Origin of the sequence: Rummeliibacillus pycnus (genome assembly GCF_002884495.1) — a bacterium.
GTDB classification, from domain to species: domain Bacteria; phylum Bacillota; class Bacilli; order Bacillales_A; family Planococcaceae; genus Rummeliibacillus; species Rummeliibacillus pycnus.
This window is the reverse complement of record NZ_KZ614145.1, coordinates 2997998-3018741: the sequence shown is the minus strand read 5'-3', so window position 1 is coordinate 3018741 and position 20744 is coordinate 2997998. Positions and strand designations below refer to the sequence as shown.

At 34.8% G+C, this 20744-nt stretch carries 21 protein-coding genes; 4 read left to right on the top strand and 17 right to left on the bottom strand.

The genetic code is table 11. The annotated features are described in order from the left end of the window. Positions 1-51 precede the first annotated feature (51 nt). The 9 genes from ispF to CEF14_RS14635 all read right to left on the bottom strand — a co-directional run bounded on the left by ispF (position 52) and on the right by CEF14_RS14635 (position 9087). Positions 52-528 (bottom strand): 2-C-methyl-D-erythritol 2,4-cyclodiphosphate synthase, encoded by a 477-nt coding sequence (gene ispF, locus CEF14_RS14675; protein ID WP_102693524.1) that lies wholly within the window; start codon positions 526-528, stop codon positions 52-54. A gap of 2 nt (positions 529-530) precedes the next feature. After that, the gene (gene ispD / locus CEF14_RS14670) at positions 531-1217 is read right to left on the bottom strand and encodes a 2-C-methyl-D-erythritol 4-phosphate cytidylyltransferase (RefSeq protein WP_102693523.1); all 687 of its coding nucleotides are present in this window, start codon (positions 1215-1217) and stop codon (positions 531-533) included. Positions 1218-1290: 73 nt separating this feature from the next. Beyond that, positions 1291-2391, bottom strand: coding sequence for a PIN/TRAM domain-containing protein (locus CEF14_RS14665; protein ID WP_102693522.1), 1101 nt, complete (start codon positions 2389-2391; stop codon positions 1291-1293). Between the two features lie 134 nt (positions 2392-2525). Next, positions 2526-3902, bottom strand: a complete 1377-nt coding sequence (radA, locus tag CEF14_RS14660; RefSeq protein ID WP_102693521.1) for a DNA repair protein RadA — start codon at positions 3900-3902, stop codon at positions 2526-2528. Positions 3903-4014: 112 nt separating this feature from the next. After that, positions 4015-6453 carry an ATP-dependent Clp protease ATP-binding subunit gene (locus CEF14_RS14655; RefSeq protein WP_102693520.1) on the bottom strand — a complete coding sequence of 813 codons (2439 nt, stop codon included), beginning with the start codon at positions 6451-6453 and terminating at the stop codon, positions 4015-4017. Between the two features lie 28 nt (positions 6454-6481). After that, on the bottom strand, positions 6482-7561 hold the full coding sequence (locus tag CEF14_RS14650) for a protein arginine kinase (RefSeq protein WP_170061524.1): 1080 nt from the start codon (positions 7559-7561) through the stop codon (positions 6482-6484). Next, positions 7551-8117, bottom strand: a complete 567-nt coding sequence (locus tag CEF14_RS14645) for a UvrB/UvrC motif-containing protein (protein WP_102693519.1) — start codon at positions 8115-8117, stop codon at positions 7551-7553. The genes CEF14_RS14650 and CEF14_RS14645 overlap by 11 nt, the downstream gene beginning before the upstream one ends. A gap of 15 nt (positions 8118-8132) precedes the next feature. Continuing rightward, positions 8133-8603: a CtsR family transcriptional regulator gene (locus CEF14_RS14640; RefSeq protein WP_102693518.1), complete on the bottom strand. Its 471-nt coding sequence runs from the start codon at positions 8601-8603 to the stop codon at positions 8133-8135. 166 nt (positions 8604-8769) lie between these two features. Beyond that, entirely contained in the window at positions 8770-9087 is a 318-nt protein-coding gene (locus CEF14_RS14635; protein ID WP_102693517.1) for a magnetosome magnetite crystal formation protein family, read from the bottom strand. 167 nt (positions 9088-9254) lie between these two features. Here CEF14_RS14635 and CEF14_RS14630 point away from each other — a divergent pair, with 167 nt between their 5' ends. After that, the gene (locus CEF14_RS14630; RefSeq protein WP_102693516.1) at positions 9255-9509 is read left to right on the top strand and encodes a hypothetical protein; all 255 of its coding nucleotides are present in this window, start codon (positions 9255-9257) and stop codon (positions 9507-9509) included. 153 nt (positions 9510-9662) lie between these two features. Continuing rightward, positions 9663-10625: a magnesium/cobalt transporter CorA gene (corA, locus tag CEF14_RS14625; RefSeq protein ID WP_102693515.1), complete on the top strand. Its 963-nt coding sequence runs from the start codon at positions 9663-9665 to the stop codon at positions 10623-10625. 184 nt (positions 10626-10809) lie between these two features. Here corA and CEF14_RS14620 read toward each other — a convergent pair whose 3' ends face one another. Next, complete coding sequence (locus CEF14_RS14620) at positions 10810-11001, bottom strand: hypothetical protein (RefSeq protein ID WP_102693514.1); 192 nt, start codon at positions 10999-11001, stop codon at positions 10810-10812. Between the two features lie 279 nt (positions 11002-11280). Here CEF14_RS14620 and CEF14_RS14615 point away from each other — a divergent pair, with 279 nt between their 5' ends. Continuing rightward, the gene (locus tag CEF14_RS14615; RefSeq protein WP_102693513.1) at positions 11281-12591 is read left to right on the top strand and encodes a globin-coupled sensor protein; all 1311 of its coding nucleotides are present in this window, start codon (positions 11281-11283) and stop codon (positions 12589-12591) included. 71 nt (positions 12592-12662) lie between these two features. Here CEF14_RS14615 and CEF14_RS14610 read toward each other — a convergent pair whose 3' ends face one another. Further along, positions 12663-13613 (bottom strand): hypothetical protein, encoded by a 951-nt coding sequence (locus CEF14_RS14610; RefSeq protein WP_102693512.1) that lies wholly within the window; start codon positions 13611-13613, stop codon positions 12663-12665. 170 nt (positions 13614-13783) lie between these two features. Continuing rightward, positions 13784-14275 (bottom strand): acyl-CoA thioesterase, encoded by a 492-nt coding sequence (locus tag CEF14_RS14605; RefSeq protein ID WP_102693511.1) that lies wholly within the window; start codon positions 14273-14275, stop codon positions 13784-13786. Positions 14276-15023: 748 nt separating this feature from the next. Between CEF14_RS14605 and CEF14_RS14600 the strand changes: the two genes are divergently transcribed. Further along, complete coding sequence (locus tag CEF14_RS14600; RefSeq protein ID WP_102693510.1) at positions 15024-15848, top strand: AAC(3) family N-acetyltransferase; 825 nt, start codon at positions 15024-15026, stop codon at positions 15846-15848. Between the two features lie 72 nt (positions 15849-15920). Here CEF14_RS14600 and CEF14_RS14595 read toward each other — a convergent pair whose 3' ends face one another. The 5 genes from CEF14_RS14595 to CEF14_RS14575 form a co-directional block, all read right to left on the bottom strand. Further along, positions 15921-16283, bottom strand: a complete 363-nt coding sequence (locus CEF14_RS14595) for a DUF779 domain-containing protein (protein WP_102693509.1) — start codon at positions 16281-16283, stop codon at positions 15921-15923. Between the two features lie 20 nt (positions 16284-16303). Continuing rightward, positions 16304-17821, bottom strand: coding sequence for an acetaldehyde dehydrogenase ExaC (exaC, locus tag CEF14_RS14590; RefSeq protein WP_102693508.1), 1518 nt, complete (start codon positions 17819-17821; stop codon positions 16304-16306). A gap of 304 nt (positions 17822-18125) precedes the next feature. After that, positions 18126-18827, bottom strand: coding sequence for a CpsD/CapB family tyrosine-protein kinase (locus CEF14_RS14585; RefSeq protein ID WP_102693507.1), 702 nt, complete (start codon positions 18825-18827; stop codon positions 18126-18128). A 21-nt stretch (positions 18828-18848) separates the two neighbouring features. Then, complete coding sequence (locus CEF14_RS14580) at positions 18849-19580, bottom strand: YveK family protein (RefSeq protein WP_102693506.1); 732 nt, start codon at positions 19578-19580, stop codon at positions 18849-18851. 320 nt (positions 19581-19900) lie between these two features. Beyond that, positions 19901-20674: a tyrosine-protein phosphatase gene (locus CEF14_RS14575; RefSeq protein WP_102693505.1), complete on the bottom strand. Its 774-nt coding sequence runs from the start codon at positions 20672-20674 to the stop codon at positions 19901-19903. Positions 20675-20744: the final 70 nt, after the last annotated feature.

The following is a 20744-nucleotide window of genomic DNA, read 5'->3' as shown; positions in this document are numbered from 1 at the left end:
AAAAGTTAACTTTGTCCATTTTACCACTGCCAGTATAAAAATTAAAGGAAGTCAATTCTTAATAAGTAAAATTGTTGCCATTGAAGCGATTCCTTCTTCACGTCCAGTAAATCCTAGTTTTTCAGTAGTGGTTGCTTTGACATTAACTTGGGATGGTTCTGCATGTAATAATTCTGCGATACGATTACGCATTTGTTGAATATATGGTGCTAATTTCGGACGTTGTGCCATAATTGTACAATCAACATTTCCTAAAGCAAAGCCTTTTTCTTCTACCATTTTCCAAATATAAGCTAATAATTTTGCAGAATCTGCATCCTTAAATTCTGGATCAGTATCAGGAAAATGACGACCAATATCTCCTTCTCCAATTGCGCCAAGTGCTGCATCCGTTACTGCGTGCAATAATACATCTGCATCCGAATGTCCCAGTAAACCTTTATCATGAGGAATAGTGATTCCTCCAATAATTAGTGGGCGACCTTCTGCAAAAGCATGTACATCGAATCCTTGTCCTATTCGAAACATTGTTATCCTCCTATACGTTGACTTAAAATTGCTTCACCAAATACTAAATCCTCTTTAGTAGTTATTTTAACGTTTTCATAGCTACTTTCAACAATATATACAGAATGCCCCATACGTTCAACAAGCATTGCTTCGTCCGTTCCTAAGAAATGATCTCTTTCTGCTAGTTGTTCTGCACGTTTTAACACTTCAAAATCAAATGCTTGTGGTGTTTGAATCATCCAAAGACTTGAACGGTCTACAGTTTCTTCAATCATGCCATCCTTTACTCGTTTCATCGTGTCTTTTGCACGTACTCCGGCAATAGCTGCACCTTTGCTATGAGCAACTTCTGCCAATTTATGAATAATTGGAATTGTTATAAAAGGCCTTGCTGCATCATGCACTAATACAATATCTCTGTCTTTAACCTTTTTCACACAGGCATTTACACTATATTGACGTTCAGCACCGCCATCAGATAATGCTTTTACCTTTGTAATATTATATTTCACTAAAAGCGATTCAATATATGAACGCTCTTCAGGTTTTACTGCTAACCAAATTCCTTTACATGCATCATCCTGTTGAAATACTTCTAAAGTATGTATCAAGATTGGCTTTTGACGTAATTCCAAAAACAACTTATTGCATCCTGCTGCCATACGTTTACCACTACCCGCTGCTGGTAATATTACATCATATTGCATGTACCATTTCACTTCCTCATCAATGAAAAGGACAAGGCACACTTTCGCCCTGTCTCTTTCCTATTTTATAATATTATGCTGTTCTTCCATTTTGTTTTGGTTTTGCAAAAATCATTCGACCTGCAGAAGTTTGTAATACACTTGTTACCGTTACAACAATCGCTTGACCTATAAAAGATTTCCCCTCTTCTACAACAATCATTGTACCATCATCTAAATAAGCTACACCTTGGTTATGTTCTTTACCATCTTTAATAACAACAACATTCATCTCTTCACCAGGAATAACAACTGGTTTCACTGCATTTGCTAAATCGTTAATATTTAGAACTTTAACATTGTGCAGATCACAAACTTTATTTAAATTAAAATCATTTGTTAAAATCTGTCCACCCATTTGCTTTGCTAGGCGTACTAATTTTAAATCTACTTCTTGAACGTCTTCGAAATCAATTTCCGTAATTAACACTTGTGAAGCTCTTTCGTCCTGAAGTTTTCTTAATATATCTAAACCGCGGCGACCTCTTGTACGTTTCAATGTATCTGAAGAATCTGCTATATGCTGCAATTCTGTTAATACGAATTGAGGGACAACTAATACCCCTTCAACAAAGCCTGTTTCAGAAATATCAGCAATACGGCCATCTATAATAACACTTGTATCTAAAAGCTTATACATCGATCCTAAGATTTCGGATTCCTCTACTGCTTTTTTTCTTGATCCACCAAGTGAAGATGCTTTACCAGATGTGAAAACATTAATTAACTCATCACGCTTTTTGAAGCCCACTTGAAATCCAAGGTAACCTAATACTATTGACAATAATATTGGCAAAATTGTTGTAATTACAGGGATTTTAATACTATCAATTGCAAACCCTACTAAATATGCAACAATTAATCCAATAATCAACCCTAATGTACCGAACAATAAATCTCCTACAGGTGCTTTTAATAGTTTTTCTTCCATCCATCGGATAAACTTCACAAAATAATCCGAGAATAAAAATGAAAATCCAAATAATATTAATGCGCCAATTGCAACAGAAGTATACGGATTATTTAACCATGGGTTTGAGGATAAATGAATCAATTCGTATAATGGCGGTAAAATAAATAAACCCATCGTTCCCCCGATAAAAAGAAACGCAATTTGGACAATTCTCTTTAACATTTAATGCACCTCCTTTTGATAATTTAATTATACATAGATTTTCTTAAAAACGCTTTGTACATCATTTTATAATACAATCTATGTCATAAAGGCATTTTTATAGACATTAAACGACAAATAAATTGTTTAACAACTTATAATTCCTTAAAACTCAACTTTAATGCTTGATTCACTGTTTCTACACCAATCACTTCAATATCACTTGGATAATCCCATCCACCTAAATTAGATGCTGGAATAATAGCACGTTTAAAGCCTAATTTTGCAGCTTCTTGAACACGTTGCTCTATACGAGATACACGACGTACCTCACCTGTTAATCCAACCTCTCCAATGTAACAATCCATTGGTTTGGCAGCAATATCCCTAAAACTAGAAACAATACTTACTAGTACAGCCAAATCAATTGCAGGTTCATCTAACTTCACCCCACCAGCAACTTTAATATAGGCGTCTTGTGCTTGTAATAACATACCCATTCTTTTTTCTAATACAGCCATTAACAAGGAAATTCGATTTTGATCAACACCTGTAGCCATTCGTTTTGGGTAGTTAAAGCTTGATGGCGTTACAAGCGCTTGAATCTCTACAAGAATTGGACGTGTACCTTCCATAGAAGCAACAACAGTTGAGCCTGGCGCACCTTGCGAACGTTCTTGCAAAAACAATTCGGAAGGATTCAACACTTCTTTTAAACCATTTTGTAGCATTTCAAAAATAGCAATCTCATTCGTAGAACCAAAGCGATTCTTTTGACTACGTAATATTCGATACGTATGATGACGTTCGCCTTCAAAATACAACACGGTATCTACCATATGTTCTAAGATACGAGGGCCAGCAATTTGTCCCTCTTTCGTCACGTGTCCAACAAGAAAAATGGCAATATTCTTGGTCTTTGAGATTCTCATAAACTCAGCTGTACATTCACGAACTTGTGATACGCTCCCTGGTGCACTTGTCACATTTGGATGATAGACAGTTTGAATGGAATCTACAATAACAAACTTTGGTTTCACTTCTTCAATCGTTTGATTTAAAAACTCTAAATTTGTTTCTGAGTAAATATACAGCTCCGGTGATTTGACTCCAAGTCGCTCTGCACGTAACTTTGTTTGCCGAATTGATTCTTCTCCTGAAATATAAAGAACTCTGTGACCTTTATTGGATAGCAATGCTGATACCTGCAATAATAATGTGGATTTACCGATACCTGGATCACCACCAATTAAGATTAATGAGCCTGGTACTACCCCACCTCCTAGGACGCGATTTAGCTCTTTTAGTTCCGTCTCAACTCTTGGTGCCTCTTCAGATTCTACAGAAATAATGGGTGTCGCTTTTTGCGATACATTTGCAGAATGTTGAAATGCCCCTCTCGGCCCTTTTGATACCACTTCTACTTCTTCAACCATCGTATTCCATTCACCGCAACCAGGACATCTACCAAGCCATTTTGGTGATTCATAGCCGCAGGCATTACAAAAGAACTTTGTTTTCTTTTTAACCATAATTCCGCCCCTTAGAAAGAGTATTTCTCTTTTATTTATATTATAAAACAAGGCATTCCAAATTTCGTATTTGGAATGCCTCGCGTGTGCTAATTAACAAAATTGCCATACATTATTTTGCTACTAATTCTTTAACATCCACAACAAACTGGTCGTCTTTCACATCAAATACAACACGTTGTCCTGTTAATACAGTACCTTTTAAAATTTCTTCAGAAAGTCGATCTTCTACATGCTTTTGGATAGCACGACGTAGTGGACGAGCACCATATTGTGGATCGTATCCTTCCTTCGCAATTTTTTCAATTGCAGCTGGTGTTAACTCAAGTGTAATATTTTGTTCTTCTAAACGTTTTGTTAATGTTTTAGCCATTAGTACAACGATTTGGTTTAGCTCTTCTTTTTCTAAAGAATGGAACACAATCATTTCGTCAATACGATTTAAGAATTCAGGTCTAAAAGCCTTTTTCAATTCTTCCATCATAACGTTTTTAGCATTTTCTTGGCTTTGTAATGCACTTTGTGCACCAAATCCTAGCGATTTACGATATTTTAATGCCTCTGCGCCAATATTTGAAGTCATAATAACTACTGTATTACGGAAATCAACAACACGTCCTTTAGAATCTGTTAATCGTCCATCATCAAGTACTTGTAAAAGAATGTTGAAAACATCTGGGTGTGCCTTTTCAATCTCATCTAATAAGATAACAGAATACGGTTTACGACGAACTTTTTCTGTTAATTGACCACCTTCATCAAAGCCTACATACCCTGGAGGTGATCCAACAAGACGTGAAGTCGAATGTTTTTCCATGTATTCAGACATATCAACTCGAATCATCGCATCTTCATCACCAAACATAACCTCTGCTAGAGCACGGGCAAGTTCAGTTTTACCAACACCAGTTGGCCCTAAGAAAATAAATGAACCAATTGGACGTTTAGGGTCTTTTAATCCAGCTCTCGCACGACGAATAGCTCTAGAAATTGCTTCAACAGCTTCGCCTTGCCCCACTACACGTTTATGCAATTCTTCTTCAAGATGTAATAGTTTTTCGGATTCTTCTTGTGCTAATTTAGAAACAGGCACTCCTGTCCACATTGATACGACTTCAGCAATATCATTTACTGTTACTTTTGATTCTGCTTTACCTTGAGCTTCTTTCCACTCTTTTTTTGTTGTATTTAATTTATCTTTTAGTTTTTGTTCTGTATCACGCAATGATGCTGCTTTTTCAAACTCTTGAGACTGTACTGCAGCCATTTTCTCAGAGTGTAAGGAATCTAATTGTTGTTCTAATTCCTTTAAATCTGGCGGTGTTGTGAATGAACGTAAACGTACTTTTGATCCTGCTTCATCAATTAAGTCAATGGCTTTATCAGGTAAGAAGCGATCTGAAATATATCGATCTGACATTTTAGCAGCTGCTTCAATTGCAGCGTCTGTAATCTTTACTCGATGATGTGCTTCATAACGATCGCGTAATCCTTTAATAATTTGGATTGCTTCTTCTACAGAAGGTTCATCTACTTGAATTGGTTGGAAACGACGTTCAAGCGCTGCATCCTTTTCAATGTATTTACGATACTCATCAAGAGTTGTAGCACCAATACATTGTAATTCACCACGAGCAAGTGATGGTTTTAAAATATTTGATGCATCAATTGCACCTTCCGCACCACCTGCACCAATTAACGTGTGTAATTCATCAATGAATAAGATGACATTACCAGCTTGTCGAATTTCATCCATCACCTTTTTCAAACGATCTTCGAATTCACCACGATATTTTGTACCTGCTACAACAGTACCCATATCCAATGTCATAACACGTTTATCTCGCAATGTCTCGGGTACTTCATTATTTACAATTTGTTGCGCGAGTCCTTCAGCAATCGCTGTTTTACCGACACCAGGTTCTCCAATTAAAACTGGGTTATTTTTTGTGCGTCTAGATAGAACTTCTATAACACGAGTTATTTCTTTACTACGACCAATAACCGGATCTAAGCTTCCTTCTCTAGCGATTTGAGTGAGATCACGTGCTAAACTGTCTAAAGTAGGTGTATTCGCCGCTGGAGCAGTATTATTGTTTGCTTGTGGATGATCACTACTACCTAAAAGCTGTAACACTTGTTGACGTGCTTTGTTTAGACTTACTCCTGCATTATTTAATACTCGAGCTGCTACACCCTCACCTTCTCGAATTAGCGCTAAAAGTAAATGTTCTGTTCCAATGTAAGAATGACCTAGTTTACGAGACTCATCAACTGACAATTCGATTACTTTTTTCGCACGAGGTGTATAATGTACAATTGGTCCAACATTTTTGGTACCCATGCCCACTAATTCCTCAATACCTTCTTCAATCATTTCCGAACTTACATCTATAGCTTCTAAAGCTTTTGCAGCAATTCCGCCACCTTCTCGAATTAATCCTAACAGTATATGCTCCGTGCCAATTGCTTCGTGTTTCATACGAATTGCCTCTTCTTGCGCAAGTTGTAATACTTTTTGTGCACGCTGTGTAAAACGATTGTACATCATAGATATCCTCCCCTTCTTCACCGTTATATTATTGTTTAGAGTCTGAATTATTAAATTGCAACTGTTCTCTAATTATGGATGCGCGATATACATCTCTTTCATTTGGCTGGAGTGTCGTACCCGCATGTTGTTGTAAAAAGCCTGGTTGCATAATTAACATACATTCATTTAAAACACGATCTGGAATCGTTGGAATAAGCCCTAAATCTATGCCTAACCGGACATTTGACAAACAATTAGCCGCTTCTTCACTGGATAAAATTCTGGCATATTTTAAAACGCCTAATGAGCGATTTAAACGGTCAGATACAGCAATAGACGCATGTTCTAATAATGCCCGTCTTGCACCAATTTCCTTTTGAATAATTTGTTCAGCTACACTTTGTAAATCTAAAATAATATCTTCTTCAGGTTTTCCAAGTGTAATTTGATTTGAAATTTGATAATAGTTTCCGACAGCTTCTGTCCCTTCACCATAAATACCTCGTACAACCATACCTAACCGAGCCATTGTATTAATAAGTGAGCCCATTTGGTTTGTTACGGTAAGAGCCGGTAAATGCATCATTACTGATGCTCTAAGCCCCGTACCAGTATTAGTCGGGCAGCATGTTAAGTAACCAAATGATTCATCAAAGGCATAAGGTAATTTGTCTTCTAACAGTCGATCAACTTCATCTGCTATTTGATAAGCTTTATCTAATTGTAAACCCGGTTGTAAGCATTGAATTCGGATATGATCCTCTTCATTTACCATAATACTAATCGTTTCGTCTTCTGATACTAAGATTGAGCCGGATTTTGTTTTATTTGCTAGTTGCGGACTAATTAAATGTTTCTCTACTAGTACTTGTCGTTGCAACGCTGGCATCTCATGAAGTGAGAAATAGGAAAATGGAATATTAAACTTTTTATCTCCGTCGATTAGAGCATTCGATACCATTTTATCGATTTGTAAAGCTTCTTCATCTGAAAATGCTCTTGGAAAACGAAAACCTGTTAAATTCCTTGCTAATCGGATACGTGTGCTCATTACGATATCACCATAATCAATATCTCCTCGCATCCAAATAGGCGGTTTACTTTTCAAAAAGTGTTCAATGTTCACCCTTTTCCTCACCTCCTATTTGTAGCTTTTTTTCTAATGCACGAACTTGGTCTCGAATATTCGCTGCATCTTCAAAACGTTCTTCGTCAACTGCCAATTTCATATCTTGACGTAGAGCTTCGATTTGACGTTTCATTTGATAGCTTTCGTTTATCGAACCTGGAACTTTTCCTATATGTTCTGTTGCACCATTATGGAGTCGTTTTAACACTTGCGGTAACTGTTCTTTAAATGTACCGTAGCAAGTTGGACAATTAAATTTACCTTCTTCTAAAAACTTTCTATAAGTCATTCCACATTGTGGGCAGCTTTCATTTGGTACTTTAGTTTGTGGGTTACTAATTGGCACTGATTGTACAGACCAGCTCGGTGTTCCAAACAAATTTGAAAATAATTTTTGCATTGCATTCGGACTTTCATCTGAATCAAGGTTCAAGTGAAAGTGATCCAATTGCTTATTACATACATCACAAAAATGTCTCGTCACTTTTTTACCGTTTTTCATCTGTGTAACTGTAATAGTAGCGGGACGCTGTTTACAATTTTCACAAATCATCTCTCTTGCACCTCTTTACGTTTGCTTATCGTACTTTAACGCTAATAACATTGCATGCAAAATTCGAGCACGTAACTCATCTCGCGCAGGCAGATTGATGCATAGAACCGAACGATCAAGAGCAGCAATCATCAGCTTCGCTTCTCTGCGACTAATAACATCCTCATCAATCAAACGGAAAATATAGTCTTGTGCCATTGTTTGAGAAATTGAATTACTAACCTGTTGCAAAATTTCATCAATTAATTCTGCTTCAGAATCAGCCTTGATACGTAATATTCGAATATAACCGCCTCCACCACGTTTGCTTTCAACTAAGTAACCACGCTCAGCAGTAAATCTCGTATTGATAACGTAATTTATTTGTGATGGTACACATTGAAATTTATCCGCAATTTCACTTCGTTTGATTTCAATATGTCCTTTACCACCTAATTCAATAACTTCCTTCAAATACCCTTCTATAATGTCAGAGATATTTCGCATTTTAGCTTCCACCTCACTTGCACCACTGACTTTGACTATCTTTGACTATATTATATAAGGTCATAAAATGTGACGCAAATATTCTGCACTTTCTGTTTAATTCCGTATCCTACTACTGTACACAAAAAGCATACCGCTACATGCAGTATGCTCATTAATTATCGTATTAAATCCATTTTCCAACTATCGGATATTCCCATACCTCATCTTGTAATGCTTTTACAATACCAATAATAGGTACGATAAACACCATAAGCCCAAATATAATCATCATTGGAATACCAACTACAGCTAAAACAATTGTAAATATCAAAACCCATCCAATACTTATCAATAACCACATAACAAATTGGAATAATAACGCTTGAACAGATAAACGTTTAACTTCTTCATCTTTTATAAAAATAAAAAAGAGAATCGGTACTAAACATGGTGCAAAGAATGCACTTGCATGTAATATTACTTTCAACCCTTTGATTTCCAATTTTGTTCACCTACTTTCAATTCAACATAATACCTAATTTACGTTATGCATTTGGAATAGTTTCATTCTCAACAAAATTATTTTAAAATTCTTCAAATTTTTTAGTGGAACATTTCACATCTTTGTGCGTCCTTTCTAATATCACATAGTAAGGGGGATTTTCTCCTATGAAGAAGGCTTTTTTGTTAGTAGGAATGATTCTGCTTAGCTTACTCATTTTCATCGGCATGCCATACTGCTTATTAAAAAGCTCACTATTGCATGACTGTAATAAACAAACAACAACGTGTAACAACACAACCATTCAACATCAACTATCTCGTACGAATTCAGAACATGAACACTCTAATACACGAGATTCTTATATATTAGAAAAGGTTTCTACTAGCACATCCTTTGAACATTGGTTAGCCAACCACTAGTTAAACTTTTACCATAGCCCTCTCATATGAGTGGCTTTTTTTATATATTTTTTAAATGGTCAGGCTTATCATTTACTTATGGGTAAAATCCATGGCAACATTAACCTTTTTGTGAGAGTATAGAAATAACAACAGTTGAAGTGAGGAGTAGCTATGATTCGAACACTTGGATTAACAACTGACCAACAACTTAAAATGGATTTTCCATTAGAAGAAATAAAACAAGGAAAATTTGAATGGTATTGGGTAGACTTCGATAAACCAAGTGCAACAGAAGATGTTCTATTAGATCAATTCTTTCATTTTCATCCACTTGCAATTGAAGATTGCTTAATGCGATTACAACGTCCAAAATTAGACTACTACGATGATTATCATTTTCTTGTTGCCCATAAGATCAACCAGGAAACTTTTGAGGCTGAAGAAGTCAACTTGTTTGTTTCACCAAACTTCGTCGTTACTTATCATAAATCATTTGTTCCAGAATTTGATATTGTCAGAAAACGTTTGATGAATCGCCCACAGATGTGGGATCGTGGTGCACTTTTCGTGATGTATCAGGCAATTGATAAAATTGTCGATAGCTATTTTCCAATGGTTTACAATATCGAAGACCATCTAAATGAAATTGAAGACCAATTGAATTATCAAAATAGCACAAAGTCTATGCGCTATGTATTTGATTTGAGAAGTGATTTACTTCATATACGGCGAACTATTTTACCTATGCGAGATTTACTTTATCGAATTTTAAATTCTTACCGTTTCCATCTTGACGATCAAGAACGTGCTTATTTCGGAGATATCCATGACCATTTAGTTAAGTTAACGGAAATGGTGGAATCTAATCGTGAACTAACTGCAGATATGCGTGACAGCCATATGTCTGTAAACGCTAGCCGAATGAATGGTATTATGATGATTTTGACAATTATCTCCTCTATATTCATTCCTTTAACATTTATCGCTGGTGTATATGGCATGAATTTCAAAAACATGCCTGAGTTGGAATGGCACTATGGTTATTTTATCATCCTATTGGTTATGTTAGGCATTGCTGGTTCTATGCTTGCATGGTTTAAATATAAAGGGTGGTTTGACTTATTTAAGCCATAGATTCTATCATCTAGTGCATTTTCACTTGGGGAAAAAGTATCTTTACCTCAGAGAAAACGGGCTAAGATAAGGCTCTCAAGTGAACGTAGGTAAACAACATAGCAATTCCGGCTGAAGCAAAAAATGACACCCTTTGTTATTGACAAGAGGTGTCATTTTATGTAGAAATATAGATTTCATGTATTTACTTTTCTTGATCTTGTAAACCAAACAAAATAAACGACAAAATATACGCTACAACTGTTGCACCTATTGTGATGATAATACGATGATTCATTGGCACTTCTGTAAATTTAGAATTTAGCATCATCATTGAAGTCACTGTAACAACAGCTGCTAATGGTAAGGCATATTTCATACCTCGCTGTTTATCCATTTTGAGTACATCCTCCCCCTAAATTCTCCTACATTGTAACACGCTAACATCTTTACATAACTTAAAAACGACATTAATATCTATTTTTTATAAAATAACAATTAACAACCTTTTGTAGGTCTTTAATCATAAATAACACTTAATCCCCCAGCCTGATAGGCTTTAAAAGATCCAAATTGCTTAGGACAAATTTACATATTATTCTTTTATCTCCTATAAAAAATGATAGAATAGAAATAATAAAGATTAATTGTCTAACAATAGAATGGAGAATTTAACGTGGCACTTTGGTCTAGTAAACATAATGCAAAAAAAAGTGAAAATTATTTTAAAATTGACCAATATATCGGTCAAGTAAAATTAGATCTATCAAAGAACCCGGAATTACGAAAACAAATCCAATTATTGCAATTAACCACTGAAGACCTAGCGATTATTAAACAATTACAATCCTTTTCTAAGGATTTAACAGTAGAAATGGTTGAAAAATTTTATGAATCGATTAGTCAATCTTCAGAATTAATCCAAATTATCAACAATCATTCCGCAATTGAACGATTAAAGGTAACATTAACACGTCATATTAGTGAAATGTTTAACTGTCAAATTAATGATGAATATGTTCAACAAAGAATTCGAATCGCTCATGTGCATGTACATATTGGACTTCAATCAAAATGGTATATTAATTCATTCCAATCATTGACGACTACATTTGCTAACTTTATACAACATCTCGAGTTATCAGGCAAAGATACTGCTTTAGCGATGAACGCCTTTTCTAAAATTATTAACTTAGAACAACAACTTGTAATTGAGGCTTATGAAAACAAACAAGAAGATCAACGTACCGAAAACGATGAATTCAAACATAAAGTCGTTTTATCCGTTCAAAATACTGCAGAAGAGTTAAGTGCAATTAGCGAAGAAACAACTGCATCTATTCAATCATTAGCAAATCAAGCAGATGAAATTGCCCAGTCAACACAACAAGGCCTTTCATTTGTCACTGCTACACAAGAAAAGTCAGAGAGCGGTAAACAATTGCTTGACACGCAAACCAAGCTAATGAATCAAATGTCAAAAAGCGTAGCATTACTAGATGAAACGATGAGCCAATTACGTGTATCATCTCATAAGATAAATGAAATTGTACATCTTGTAACTGACATAGCAGATCAAACAAATTTGTTGGCATTAAATGCTTCCATTGAAGCTGCTCGAGCTGGCGAACATGGTAAAGGGTTTGCTGTTGTTGCTGATGAAGTACGTAAACTTGCAGAAGAAACAAAAAGCGCAGTCCAAAATGTATCACAGCTAATTCAAGAAACAGAAGATAATATTGAAAATATGTCTAGCTCCGTTAAAGGTGTGGATACGCAAATTACAAAAGGTGTTAGTATGCAAAATGACCTTTCTCAATCATTCCATAAAATTGCGGAAGCCGTAGCAGGTATCAAAGAGATTAATGAAGATACAATGGCAGACATTACAACAATTTCTCAATTATTAAATGATTTGAGCGAAGGGGCAAGCCAAGTTTCCGCATCTGCTGATCAATTAACCAACATTGCTAGTGATTTAGATTAAAAATAACCGTAATAAGTGACTATTATCTATAGCCTTTAAATTAGCTATAGATAATAGTCACTCACTCTTTTTTATCCTAATATTGACGATAATTGTTCAGTTATTTTCTCTTCTTCGTTTTGAACCTTTTGTTGTTTTTCTTCTAATAAGCGGCATAATTCTTCCACAGTATTAAGAATTCCCTCGACATTCTTTTGCGAAGATTGAATGCTAGAGTGAATGCTAAAAGCAGAGAAGATATCATCAAAAAAGTAATCTGCAAACTTCGTAAAACTTTTTCTTTCTAACTTTAGTGAATCTAGATCCATCTCTTGTACATCTACTAACTCTGTATAGAATCGTTGTAAAGCCCTTTGTGCTTTATGTATGGTATCTTCAGCTTCATTTAATTCACTATGCTTTAATGCAGTTGCAATAATTCCTCCACCAAATACCATATCCCATAATGAGTAGTCTTCTGCACTATCTAATTTTTTTAAGGTGAATTTTAATGCTCTGTTCGCCTCATCTCCAGCTGTTAAAGCCTCGTCTATCTCTCTTTTCAATAGGTGGATTTCATCTTGCCTTTGATATAAGGATTTTATTATTTCTCTTTCAGGCAAATTATTATCAAATATCCATAACTTTTTCTGAGCAATCGCAAGTTCTAATCGTTCGTCTAAATTGCTCCACTTTGGATCTGCTATTTCTACTTTAGTTTCCTCTAAGTCCTGTTCCAATGTAGCAATCATTTTTTGCGATTCTCGCCATTTCGCCTCGACAGCAGCCATTTGAGCAGTTTCCTTTTGACGAAATCCCTCTTGTTTCCCCGTTAATTTGCGAAACATTTTCAGGAAAGAAAAACGATCTAAGTCTTCAATATCCTTTCTTTCTTTAAGTAATTGTTGTTCGAAACGATCCTTTCTCAAGTGTTCATCGATCAACTGTTCTTCAATTACTTTAAGTCTTCTTAACACACGATCTCTTTTATGCTTTTGCAATTTAAGATATGATATTTCAGTCGTTAATTCCTCAATGATCATTCTAAACCATCCCTTTAAAAAGTTTTCTATTTCTATTTACGGGGAAAAGTTAGAATTAGTTTCAGTTGGTTAAAGAGCTTCTAGTATCTTTCTAACATAAGTTAAACGCCGACTCTTCGTAGAGAGCCGGCGCATAGTCTTTTATATGAATATTCACTGAATCTATAAGTCTATAATGTAAAGAATTTATGTGGCATATCACGTTTTTCTTTTCGATGTTGTCGACGTTGTGGACCAGATTCAAATAATCTCTTTTCTTCTTCTGTTTCAGGAAAAACTTGTGCAACTTCTTGCGGTTTTCCTTTATCATCTACAGCTACCATCGTAACAAATGATTCTGTTGTTAATTTCTTTTCTCCTGTATGAATATCCCGTGATTGGACAACGATATAAAGTTCCATAGACGTTCGTCCAGTAGAGCTCACAATTGCTTCAAGCTCTAAAATTTCCCCTGAGCGTACTGGAGAATAAAAATCAACGGAATCAAATGAAGCTGTAACAGTTTGCATTTTGGCATGTTTCATCGACGTAATCGCTGCAATTTCATCAATATACGCTAAAACTTTACCCCCAAAGATTGTATTCATATGATTGGTATCTGGCGGTAATACTAATCTTGTTTGAATTGTTCTAGATTGGCTCATTGGAATTGGTTCAAGCATAAACAACACCCCTTATTTATCATCTGTATTTATGCTAACCTTAAATCTGTACTAATGCAAGAGTTATCATTTTATTAAATTATACTAAGATGTTATATATATTAATATAATTATTGTATTACAGTTTCACTTTTATTATGATAACTTTCATTTCTGCGCTTCATTCACTATATAAATGCATAATATTGCGATTCAATGTTGAAACATTGTTAATGATAACTCTTCTAATCTCAGATGAGCAGCTAGTCATATATTCTTGAAAATACAAGCATTTAATCCAAGTCGAAATAGTAAAAAAAAGTAATAGCTTCGTCGAATGTTTCATATGAAACATTCGACAGAATCAGTGCCAATGTTTCTTGACATACAATTTTCATATAAGATTTGATATTTATCTTAAAAATTGTTGTCAAAGTTGTTCTGTAAATGTACAACTTGTTACAAGTGTAGCACTTCACTTTTTACCTTCACCATTCATTTAATTCCACTACCTATTTCAATTTCTGATCCCATCTTTGAAATGTTACTGATTACAACTACTACTTAATAGTTTTTGATTTCATGATTTGAATACAATAGGATTTTGAAATTTAAAATGCTAGCCCTACTTTATGTGCTACAAGCTTAAGGAAGTTAAAGAATGACACAGACACACCACCTAATTGTTTAATCTATGTATTATTTAATACTTAGTAATTGAAAATTATACCTATTTCTATAATAATTAGTAATAACGAGGTGATACTCTATGACAGAATTTGATATTATTCAAAAAACAGATGAATTTCAATCTAAAGAAACTTTAATAAGGCAGCTTCATTTACTTGGTATTCAAGAGGGAGATTCGATTATTGTTCATTCTTCACTTAGTCAAATGGGGTGGATTGCTGGGGCAGAACAAGCTGTAGTAGAGGCATTAATGCACGTTATTACGCCAAATGGCACAATTGTCATGCCAGCACAATCTACTGGTAACTCAGAGCCTTCCTATTGGTCTTTACCACCTGTACCAGAAGCATGGCAACAACCCGTTCGAGATAGTATACCGGCATATAATCCTCATTTAACACCCTTACGTGGTATGGGGAAAATTGCGGAGTGTTTTTTAAGACATTCTGATACAATACGAAGTGCTCATCCTGCACATTCTTTTATGGCATGGGGTAAAAATGCGAAAAATTGGATGAGTCATCATCCTCTTGAAAACTCCTTTGGTTTGGAATCACCACTTGGGAAAATGTATCAAACATCTGTAAAAATCATGTTAATCGGCGTTAATTATGATTCCTGTACAGCTTTACACCTTTCTGAATATCTAGCCAATCAAAAATATTATTTCAAACAAGGTGCAGCAATTTTAATAAACGGCAAAAGGCAATGGGTTACATATAATATGTTAGATGTAGATTCTGAACGTTTCCCCGCTATTGGAAAAGAGTTTGAAGTACAAAATGGGAAATCTATTCACTATGGAAAATTAGGTCAGGCTCGTACACGCATCATCCCTATGAGACCACTAGTTGACTTTGGTGTTGAGTGGTTGAACACACATCATGTGCAACACGAACAATAAGATCAATTTTCAATTTATCTCTCTTCTGATTGAAAGAAGAAAAAATCTCCAGTCATAAAGACTGGAGATTTTTTATAGTAGCTTTTTAATCTCTTCATATTCTTGATCTGTAAAAACCCGTGAATTTGTGATGAAATGCTTTTCCTCTACACTATCCAATGAAAAGGTTGCACCTCTCCCCTCCACTGCATCAATAATTAGTTGCGTATGTTTCCAATAATCATATTGACTCCTATGCATATAGAATGGGACACCACCTATTGATCCAAGATATTCATCTGCAGAGCCTAGTTTAAAGTCTCCTTTACTATAGCACATAGGTGCCGAACCATCACAGCAGCCACCAGATTGATAAAACATGATAGGTCCATGAATACTTTTTATATGATGGATTAATGCAAGTGCCTCATCTGTTGCAATTACACGTTCTACCATGTTCTTCCCTCCCTCAGTGCTTAGAAGAATCCTTGTGGGTTACGGTTATAATTTACAAATAAGCATTTTGTTTGTTGATAGTGTTCAAGCATCATTGCATGATTTTCACGCCCAATGCCTGATTGTTTGTAACCTCCAAATGCAGCACCTGCTGGATATTGATGATAAGTATTTGTCCAAACACGGCCAGCTTGAATTGCACGACCAGCACGATATGCTAGATCACCTGAACGAGACCAAACGCCTGCACCCAAGCCATATAAAGTATCATTTGCAATTTCAATTGCTTCATCGAAGTCTTTAAAAGTTGTAACACCCAATACTGGACCGAAGATTTCTTCTTGGAAGATACGCATTTTGTTATGACCTTTAAATACAGTTGGTTTAATGTAGTAACCATTTTCAAGACCGTCAATTTGGTTTTCTTCACCACCAATTAAGCATTCAGCACCTTCTTCTTTGCCGAGCTTAATATATGATAGGATTTTTTGTTGTTGTTCATTAGAAGCTTGCGCACCCATCATAACATCTGTATCAAGTGGGTTACCGATTTTAATCGATTCAACACGTTGCAATGCACGTGCAATGAATTGCTCATAAATAGATTCTTGAACTAATGCACGAGAAGGGCATGTACAAACTTCACCAGAGTTTAAAGCAAACATAACCAATCCTTCGATTGCTTTATCTAAAAATTCATCGTCTTTTTCCATGACATCTTCAAAGAAAATGTTTGGTGATTTACCACCAAGTTCGAGAGTTACAGGAATGATGTTTTCAGTTGCATATTGCATAATTTGGCGCCCTACTGCAGTTGATCCCGTGAATGCAATCTTCGAAATACGTGGACTTGTAGCAAGTGGTTTACCTACTTCGATACCAAAACCATTCACAACGTTGACTACACCAGCTGGTAATAAATCTTGGATTAATTCGATCACAACCATTATAGAAGCCGGAGTTTGTTCTGCTGGTTTTAATACCACACAGTTACCTGCTGCTAATGCTGGGGCAATTTTCCAAACTGCCATTAGAATTGGGAAGTTCCAAGGGATTATTTGTCCCACAACGCCTAGTGGCTCATGGAAATGATAGGCTACTGTATCATTATCTAATTGACTAATATGTCCTTCTTGCGCACGAATTGCACTTGCAAAATAACGGAAGTGATCAATAGCTAAAGGGATATCAGCGTTTAATGTTTCACGAACTGCTTTACCATTATCCCAAGATTCAGCAACAGCAATCATCTCTAAATTTTCTTCTATACGATCTGCAATTTTATTTAAGATATTAGCACGTTCTGCTGCAGAAGTTTTGCCCCAAGCATCTTTTGCTGCGTGTGCTGCATCTAAAGCTAATTCGATATCTTCAACAGTTGAACGAGCTGCTTTCGTAAAAACTTTACCCGTTACTGGTGATTTATTTTCAAAGTATTGACCTTTGACTGGTGCTACCCATTCGCCACCAATAAAGTTATCATATTTTTCTTTGAAATTTACGACTGCGCCTTCAGTATTAGGATTTGCATAAATCATACTAGAATCTCTCCCTTAAATTTTATTGAAAACTCACTCCCTCGAGCTTGGTTGTAATTCTATACTAAAATGGAATAAATTTTTAGAGAGCGCTTTCACTTATTATAATGTTCTATTTATCTGATATATTCAAATAATTTGAATTTATTTTCGGAAGTTTTTTAGATTTACTAATTTTCTATTCTATTAAAATAGAACCTATCATTTTTATACAAAGAAAAAACTGTATACATAAAAAGTGCCAGACAAGTATTTTATGATTTGTATGACATTTTTTTATCCTATACTTCATTTTACAAGCGGCTTATTTGTATTGGTAATGGTAATGATTACGTGGTAGTGCTGAATTATTTAAAATAACACCTAATATTTTAGCTTGTGAATTATTAAGAGATAACTTTGCTTTCTTAACATCTTCTTTTTTAGCAATATTCATATCTACTATCAATATTGTACCGTTACATTTATGAGATAAAATTTGAGCATCCGTTACTGGTAATAAAGGCGGTGAGTCAAATATAACTAGATCATATTCTTGCTCTACAATTCTTAATAATGCCTCCATTGTTTTTGAAGCGAGCAGTTCTGATGGATTAGGAGGAAGAGGGCCACTAGTCATTACATATAGTCCTACTATAGATGTTTCTTGTACTACTTTTTGAACAGTTTGCTTTCTAACAAGTACATTCGATAAACCATCTATATTTGGTAAACGAAAAGTATGATGTAATGTTGGTCTACGCATATCTGCATCTATTATTAATACTTTTTTTCCTTCTTGTGCAAAGACAACCCCAATGTTAGCAGCATTCGTTGACTTTCCTTCACCTGGTATAGATGATGTCACTAAAATTGTTTTTAACTCTTGATCAGTTACAGAAAACGTAATATTTGTACGTATAGTTCGAAATTGCTCAGATATGATGGACTTTGAATCTGAAATAGTAACAAGATTACGTTCTAATTTCAACTGTTTTCCTTTTTTTGGTTTTTTAGAATAAAACATTTCTATATCCTCCTTACTTCACTAGACTGCGTCGATATTACTTGTTTGTCTTTTTAATCTCGATGTTTTTTTATCTATATTAATCGGGCTGACTAAACCGATAATAGGAATATCTAAAATGTCCTCTACATCCTGTTCTGATTTAATCCTTGTATCAAGTGTTTCTATTAAGATTGCAAGACCAATTCCTATCATCAAACCGATAATTCCTGAAATCCCAATGTTTAGTAGTTTATTAGGTTTTGCAGGAATTGGATGTTCACTTAATTTCGCATAGGATAAAATATTGATATTATCAACCTTCATCAACGTTGGGATTTCACTTTTAAATATTTCCGCAATAGTGTTTGAAATATCTACAGCTTGGGATGCTTTAGCATCTTCTACATGAACGGTAAAAACCTGTGAATTATTAGTGTTTAAAATGGTTATTTGATTTGTTAAAGTTTCAGGTGTACTATTTAAATCTAGTTTTTCAATAACCTTCGATAAAATTAAGGGACTTTTAATTACGACATTATACGTATTAATCATCTGAAGATCAGCATCAATTTGAGATGAAGCTACATATGGATCTTTCTTGTCACTTTTTTGGTTGACTAGTATTTGTGTATCTGCAGTATAAATTGGTGTTAGCACAAAATAACTAATAATGGTAGCAATGCTAACCGAAACTACTGTTATAGCAATGATTAGAAATAGATGGGCTTTTAGAATTTTAAATAGATCACTTAGTTTAATAGTTGCTTCCAATTATTTTCCCTCCTTATCCGGTCTATCTATTACTCTCATCTGTTAGTAGTATAGTGTTCACTGTCGGAAGTTATTCATACTTTTAAGGAAAATTCCTACTAGATTAGTAATTAGCTTATTCAATTTTCTTTAAAGGATTATTGAAGGGATTCATCTTTGCAAGGTTTGAACGAAGAATATTTTACTATTAATTATCTGCGTTTTTTACCATTTACCTTATGTTAAAAGCCACTATAAAGAAATTGTCCATTTACCGAACTCCTTTAAAGTGGCCTTACTTTTCCAATTTTATTCATTTGTCTGCTCTAAATACTATACACTTATTTACTTATGAAGAAATTCCACCATTTTTTTTTCCCTATATCCATTGGTTCAAATGCAATTATTTCTCGATTTGCAATAATTCGTCGATTATTTTCTAAACAGAAATCTACGAAATTAGGACGTTTGTGCTTTTCTAAATAAGTTAGTCCCTTGTCAAACAAAAATGGTCTTGTCTTCAAATTATGTACATCTGAACCATAAGTATGTACTAAATTTGCATCAATTAGACTTAACGCTGTGCGCTGAATACTTTTTCCAAAATGACCGATAACACTACCTGCCGTTATTTGAGAGAGAGCCCCTTGTCGAATTAACTGCTCAAGTAGTTCAGGTCTTTCTGTAATTCCTTTATTTCTCTCAGGATGAGCGATGATTGGTACGATATTTTTTGCTTTCAACTGATTGACGATTTCAAATGTATATTTTGGCATTCCGTATGATGGTAATTCTATAAGTAAGTACTTAGAGTTAGCTAAGGTTAATGCGCTGCCTTCATCAATTTGTCGGCAAATATGTTCATTGATACGTACTTCATGCCCAGCTTGTAGTTTTAAAGGAATATTATGTACTTCTAATCCATGCTGTAATATATTTAGTCTTTCCTTAACTGTTTTAGCATTCGCATGATAAAGAGGGTGGAAAGCATGAGAAGTAAAGATGATTTCTGTAATACCTTCAGTTGTTGCATTGATTAGCATTTTTATAGAATCTTCCAAACTTTTTGGACCATCATCAATATCAAAAATAATATGACTATGTATGTCAATCATTAAGATTTCTCCGTTCTTTTAGAATATAATCATGGGTATTTAACTAATTTATTTCTACAATTTAAGAATA

What these genes read in the sequence shown, in the direction of transcription:
- radA (WP_102693521.1), bottom strand. Translation starts at nt 3,902, where the DNA reads ATGGTTAAAAAGAAAACAAAGTTCTTTTGTAATGCCTGCGGCTATGAA.
- CEF14_RS14665 (WP_102693522.1), bottom strand. Translation starts at nt 2,391, where the DNA reads ATGTTAAAGAGAATTGTCCAAATTGCGTTTCTTTTTATCGGGGGAACG.
- CEF14_RS14610 (WP_102693512.1), bottom strand. Translation starts at nt 13,613, where the DNA reads ATGATCATTGAGGAATTAACGACTGAAATATCATATCTTAAATTGCAA.
- exaC (WP_102693508.1), bottom strand. Translation starts at nt 17,821, where the DNA reads ATGATTTATGCAAATCCTAATACTGAAGGCGCAGTCGTAAATTTCAAA.
- ispF (WP_102693524.1), bottom strand. Translation starts at nt 528, where the DNA reads ATGTTTCGAATAGGACAAGGATTCGATGTACATGCTTTTGCAGAAGGT.
- CEF14_RS14600 (WP_102693510.1), top strand. Translation starts at nt 15,024, where the DNA reads ATGACAGAATTTGATATTATTCAAAAAACAGATGAATTTCAATCTAAA.
- CEF14_RS14655 (WP_102693520.1), bottom strand. Translation starts at nt 6,453, where the DNA reads ATGATGTACAATCGTTTTACACAGCGTGCACAAAAAGTATTACAACTT.
- CEF14_RS14585 (WP_102693507.1), bottom strand. Translation starts at nt 18,827, where the DNA reads ATGTTTTATTCTAAAAAACCAAAAAAAGGAAAACAGTTGAAATTAGAA.
- CEF14_RS14630 (WP_102693516.1), top strand. Translation starts at nt 9,255, where the DNA reads ATGAAGAAGGCTTTTTTGTTAGTAGGAATGATTCTGCTTAGCTTACTC.
- corA (WP_102693515.1), top strand. Translation starts at nt 9,663, where the DNA reads ATGATTCGAACACTTGGATTAACAACTGACCAACAACTTAAAATGGAT.
- CEF14_RS14595 (WP_102693509.1), bottom strand. Translation starts at nt 16,283, where the DNA reads ATGGTAGAACGTGTAATTGCAACAGATGAGGCACTTGCATTAATCCAT.
- CEF14_RS14575 (WP_102693505.1), bottom strand. Translation starts at nt 20,674, where the DNA reads ATGATTGACATACATAGTCATATTATTTTTGATATTGATGATGGTCCA.
- CEF14_RS14605 (WP_102693511.1), bottom strand. Translation starts at nt 14,275, where the DNA reads ATGCTTGAACCAATTCCAATGAGCCAATCTAGAACAATTCAAACAAGA.
- CEF14_RS14620 (WP_102693514.1), bottom strand. Translation starts at nt 11,001, where the DNA reads ATGGATAAACAGCGAGGTATGAAATATGCCTTACCATTAGCAGCTGTT.
- CEF14_RS14640 (WP_102693518.1), bottom strand. Translation starts at nt 8,603, where the DNA reads ATGCGAAATATCTCTGACATTATAGAAGGGTATTTGAAGGAAGTTATT.
- ispD (WP_102693523.1), bottom strand. Translation starts at nt 1,217, where the DNA reads ATGCAATATGATGTAATATTACCAGCAGCGGGTAGTGGTAAACGTATG.
- CEF14_RS14645 (WP_102693519.1), bottom strand. Translation starts at nt 8,117, where the DNA reads ATGATTTGTGAAAATTGTAAACAGCGTCCCGCTACTATTACAGTTACA.